The organism is Pseudoxanthomonas sp. GW2, assembly GCF_000283075.1.
Classification (GTDB): Bacteria; Pseudomonadota; Gammaproteobacteria; order Xanthomonadales; family Xanthomonadaceae; genus Pseudoxanthomonas.
In genome coordinates this window covers 1-4,962 of sequence record NZ_ALIP01000036.1, presented here as the reverse complement: position 1 = coordinate 4,962, position 4,962 = coordinate 1, and the positions used below count along the sequence as shown (strand labels likewise).

The window sequence follows — 4,962 nt, the reverse complement described above, 5'->3', positions numbered from 1 at the left end:
GGGGGGGGGGGGGGGGGGGCCCCCCCCCGGGGGGGGGGGGGGGGATTGGAGGCCGTCATGGCAGTCCGGCACGCGCCGATCCATGGAGGACGGCCCGGGCTCGTGCCGCGGGCGGTCATGGCGGAAGCCACACCATCGCGCCTTGCGCGCGCGCGGGCACGTTGCGTCGCACAAGCACGCACGCCGGCCCGCGCACGGCCCGCTAACGGACCGGCCGCTACGCTGCGCGTTCCCTCCACGGATCGAAAGGAACAACGCCATGGGCATCTCGCGCCACGCCACCGCGCACTGGGAAGGCGACCTCAAGAGCGGCAAGGGCATCCTGGACACGCCGCAGAGCGGCCTGCTGGCCGGCACCCGCTACGGCTTCAACAGCCGCTTCGGCGAGGAGAAGGGCACCAATCCCGAGGAACTGATCGCCGCCGCGCACGCCGGCTGCTTCACCATGGCCCTGTCGGCCAAGCTGGGCGAAGCCGGGTTCACGCCGGCCGCGCTGGACACCCGCGCCGAGGTCGACCTGTCGCTGGAAGGCGGTCCGGCGCTGTCGCAGATCCGGCTCAAGCTGAAAGCGAAGGTTCCCGGCATCGACGAAAAGCAGTTCCGCGCCATCGCCGACGACGCCAAGCAGAACTGCCCGGTCTCCAAGGCCCTGTCCGCGGTGCCGATCAGCCTGGAAGCCGAGCTGGTCGACTGAATCCGCCCCGGCGGCGCGACGGGGCCTTGCCGTCGCAACGACCGTAGCGTGGCGCTTGCGTAGGCCGGATGAGGCCACAGGCCGCATCCGGGGCCCCGCCACGCACGTACTCCCCCTCGGACAAGGGCCGGGGGCGCGGTTCCGGCGCACGGCGGCGGTCGCGACGGAAGCAAGCTCACCGGATTGCCGCGTTTGCCCCCGCCACCCACCCCCGGCATAGTCCCCGGCATCCCCATCCGCAGGACGACGCCATGCACCGACGCGTGACCCGCGCCCTCCCGCTGCTGCTTGCCGCCTTCGCCAGTGCCATGGCGCTGGCCTCCCCGCAGTCTCCCGCACCGCAACCCGCGCCGCCGTCCTATGCCGGCACCACCGCCGAAGCGGTGCTAACCGCGCGCCGCATCCACACCCTCGACGCCGCCCATCCGCAGGCCACCGCCATCGCCTGGGACAAGGACGGACGCATCCTCGCCACCGGCGAGGCTGCCGAGCTGCGCCACCGCTATCCGCAGGCGCGGCATATCGATGCCGGCGACGCCACCGTCATCCCCGGCCTGATCGACGCCCACGCCCATCTGATGGAGCTGGGCTACGCCCTGCTGCGCGCCGACCTGTCCGGCGCGCGCAGCGTGGGGGAAGTGGTGCAGCGCCTGCAGGCCCATGCCGCCACTGCGCCGGAAGACGCCTGGATCGTCGGCTGGGGCTGGGACCAGAACCTGTGGCCCGGCGCGCGTTTCCCCACCGCCGCCGACCTCGACGCCGCCTTCCCGGATCGCCCGGTGTGGCTGTCGCGCATCGACGGCCATGCCGCCTGGGCCAACACCGCCGCCATGCGCGCGGCCGAGGCGCTCGAAGGCGCGCGCCGCTTCGACGGCGACTGGCAGCCCGAGGGCGGCCGCATCGAGCGCGGGCACGGCCGTGCCACCGGCGTGTTCGTGGACGGGGCCATGCGCCTGGTCGAGCGCGCCATGCCGCCGCCGGACGAGGCCTGGCGCGCCCGCGCCCTGGAGCAGGCCCTGGCCCTGGCCGTGGCCAACGGCCTGACCGGCGTGCATGACATGGGCGTGTCGCGCGCCGACCTGGCGCTGATGCGCCGCTTCGCCGACGAGGGCCGCCTGCCGCTGCGCATCAGCGCCTATGCCGACGGCGACCGCGAGGCGCTGGCCGACCTGTGCGAACACGGGGCCTACCAGCACCCTGGCGGCCGCCTGCAGATGAAGGGCGTGAAGCTGTTCGTCGACGGCGCCCTCGGCAGCCGCGGCGCCGCCCTGCTGCAGGACTACAGCGATGCCCCCGGCAACCGCGGCCTGCTGGTCACCGACCCGGCCGCCTACGGCGCGGCGGTGATCCGCGCCCGCGACTGCGGCCTGCAGGTGGCCACCCACGCCATCGGCGACCGCGGCAACCGCATCGTGCTGGACACCTACCAGCAGGCCCTTGCCGGGCTGGGCGCCCGCGCCGACCACCGCTGGCGGGTCGAACACGCCCAGGTGGTGGCGCCGGAGGACTTCCCGCGCTTTGCCGCGCTGCGCCTGGTGGCCTCGATGCAGCCCACCCACGCCACCTCGGACATGGGCTGGGCCGGCGCCCGCCTGGGCGAGAAACGCCTGGCCGGCGCCTATGCCTGGCGCCGCTTCCTGGACCTGGGCGTGCCGCTGGCCCTGGGCTCGGACTTCCCGGTGGAACAGGTCGACCCGCGCCTGGGCCTGCTGGCGGCGGTCACCCGCCAGGACCGCGACGGCCAGCCGCCCGGCGGCTGGCTGCCCGGCCAGCGCCTGGGCGCGCTGGAGGCCCTGCGCGGCTTCACCGTGGATGCCGCCCGCGCCGGCCACGACGAGTCCAGGGTCGGCCGCCTGGCCCCGGGCCTGCGCGCCGACTTCGTGGTCCTCGACCGCGATCCGCTGGCCATTCCCGGCGCCGAGCTGGACGCGCTGCAGGTCCGCGCCACCTGGGTCGACGGCCAGCCGGTCTTCACCGCCGAGTGAGGCCCGGCGGGGCGGGCAGGGCGCCGTTCACCTTCCCGGTGGCCCCGCCGGTGCAAAACCCGGATAATCCGCAAAAGCCGGTCGGGCACGCTTCCCAAGTGGATGCCTCCGACCGGCTTTTTCCGTGTCTGGACCGCCGCATGTCCGCAACGCCCCGATGGCGTTCCGTCCCCGCAGGGGAACGGCCAGGCGGTGCCCCGGCACGGTTCCATCCCGCGGCCCCGATGGCCGCCAGATAAAGGAGTTGCGGCCATGGGCCAGTCAGTCGTCGTCCTCGGTGCCCAGTGGGGCGATGAGGGCAAGGGCAAGATCGTCGACCTGCTTACCGAGGAGATCGGCGCCGTCGTGCGCTTCCAGGGCGGCCACAACGCCGGCCATACCCTGGTCATCAACGGCAAGAAGACCGTCCTGCACCTGATCCCGTCCGGCATCCTGCGCGACGACGCGCTGTGCCTGATCGGCAACGGCGTGGTGATCTCCCCGGCCGCGCTGCGCAAGGAGATCGAGGAGCTGGAAGCCTCCGGCGTGGAGGTGCGCAGCCGGCTGAAGATCAGCCCGGCCGCGCCGCTGATCATGCCGTACCACATCGCCCTGGACCAGGCGCGCGAGAAGGCCGCCGGCGGCAAGGCCATCGGCACCACCGGCCGCGGCATCGGCCCGGCGTACGAGGACAAGGTCGCCCGCCGCGGCATCCGCATCGCCGACCTGCACTATCCCGACCAGCTGGCCGAGAAGCTCAAGAGCGCGCTGGACTACCACAACTTCGTCCTCACCCAGTACCTGGGCGTGGAGCCGGTTGACTTCGAGGCCACCTACAAGGAAGCGCTGGAGTTCGGCGAGTACGTCGAATCGATGAAGTCCGACGTGGCCGGCATCTGCCACGACCTGCGCAAGCAGGGCAAGCGCGTGCTGTTCGAGGGCGCCCAGGGCGCGCTGCTGGACATCGACCACGGCACCTACCCGTACGTCACCAGCTCCAACACCACCATCGGCGGTGCCCTGGCCGGCACCGGCGTGGGCGCGCAGGACATCGACTACGTGCTGGGCATCGCCAAGGCCTACGCCACCCGCGTCGGCGGCGGCCCGTTCCCGACCGAGCTGGACGACGAGATCGGCCAGGGCATCCGCGACCGCGGCGCCGAGTACGGCGCCTCCACCGGCCGCCCGCGCCGCTGCGGCTGGATGGACATCGTCGCCCTCAAGCGCGCCGTGGCCATCAACGGCATCTCCGGCCTGTGCATCACCAAGCTCGACGTGCTCGACGGCATGGAGAAGCTGAAGGTCTGCATCGCCTACGAATACCGCGGCAAGCGCACCGAGTACGCCCCGCTGGATGCCCAGGGCTGGGAGGAGATCACCCCGGTCTACCTGGAGTTCCCGGGCTGGAGCGAGAACACCCACGGCATCACCAACTGGGACGACCTGCCGCCCGCCGCCCGCGCCTACCTGCGCGCGCTGGAGGAACTGGCCGGCTGCCCGATCAGCATCGTCTCCACCGGCCCGGACCGCGAACACACCATGATCCTGCAGGATCCGTTCGCCTGAGCCCTCGTCCCGCGCGTAGCCCGGATAAGGCGAAGCCGCATCCGGGACCTCCGCGGCGTCGTCCCGGCGGCCGTTAGACGAATGTCTGATCACGCCGGGACCAGGTGACGTGAGGAAGCCCCGCGCAAGCGGGGCTTTTTGTATACCCCTCTCGCCGGGGGGGCGGACGGGCGGCATCGCGCACTAGGGAGGCGCCAAAACTTTTCGCCCGGAGGGGGGCTCTGTAACCCGAGTAAGACTGGGCCGCATCTAGGCGTCATGCGGCCCAATGGTTGCTAATTAGTCGACGCAATAGGCCCTAGTGTCGTTTCCAGAAATCGCTCGAAGGCAGCATTATCCATGTAGCTCTTGAACCGATGTGCACGCTGACCTTCAAACTCAATGAGTGTGGCCTCGAGAGCAGTGCCCCGCTCGTAGTTCTGCAGCCCAAAGTGCTCCCACACGTTCGCTGCATTCTTCTTGCTACGTCCTAGGCAGGAATTGCCGCCAAGTCCCCGAAGAAAACAACTGGTCGTGAGTATCCAGTCGCTTGAGTTTGCGGAAAGGACAAGGGCAAGATTGCTTGTGCGGATGCCGCCGGGCGCCTGGCCATTAGGGCTGCTCCCTCTGCCGGTGAAAGAGGTTGCCGGGGTGGCTGCAGCGAGAAGGCCTATCCTGAAATCTGTGAGCTGAGGGATTCGCACAGGTGAGGCTGGTGAATCGCCCCGTGTTTCGTAGACACCTTGCAGCCATAATCCA

Annotated in this window: 4 protein-coding genes; 3 read left to right on the top strand and 1 reads right to left on the bottom strand. The window is 71.0% G+C overall.

All coding sequences use genetic code 11. The features are described 5' to 3' along the window. The first annotated feature begins 259 nt into the window (after window positions 1-259). The 3 genes from B351_RS0103140 to B351_RS0103130 all read left to right on the top strand — a co-directional run bounded on the left by B351_RS0103140 (window position 260) and on the right by B351_RS0103130 (window position 4,224). Window positions 260-694 carry an OsmC family protein gene (locus tag B351_RS0103140; RefSeq protein WP_019397600.1) on the top strand — a complete coding sequence of 145 codons (435 nt, stop codon included), beginning with the start codon at window positions 260-262 and terminating at the stop codon, window positions 692-694. A gap of 251 nt (window positions 695-945) precedes the next feature. Further along, window positions 946-2,679 carry an amidohydrolase gene (locus B351_RS0103135; RefSeq protein WP_019397599.1) on the top strand — a complete coding sequence of 578 codons (1,734 nt, stop codon included), beginning with the start codon at window positions 946-948 and terminating at the stop codon, window positions 2,677-2,679. 252 nt (window positions 2,680-2,931) lie between these two features. Then, window positions 2,932-4,224: an adenylosuccinate synthase gene (locus B351_RS0103130; protein WP_019397598.1), complete on the top strand. Its 1,293-nt coding sequence runs from the start codon at window positions 2,932-2,934 to the stop codon at window positions 4,222-4,224. 275 nt (window positions 4,225-4,499) lie between these two features. On the opposite strand, the gene B351_RS17935 is transcribed toward B351_RS0103130, so the two are convergent. Then, a partial coding sequence (locus B351_RS17935; protein ID WP_232207885.1) for a hypothetical protein occupies window positions 4,500-4,962 on the bottom strand: 463 nt, incomplete at its 5' end.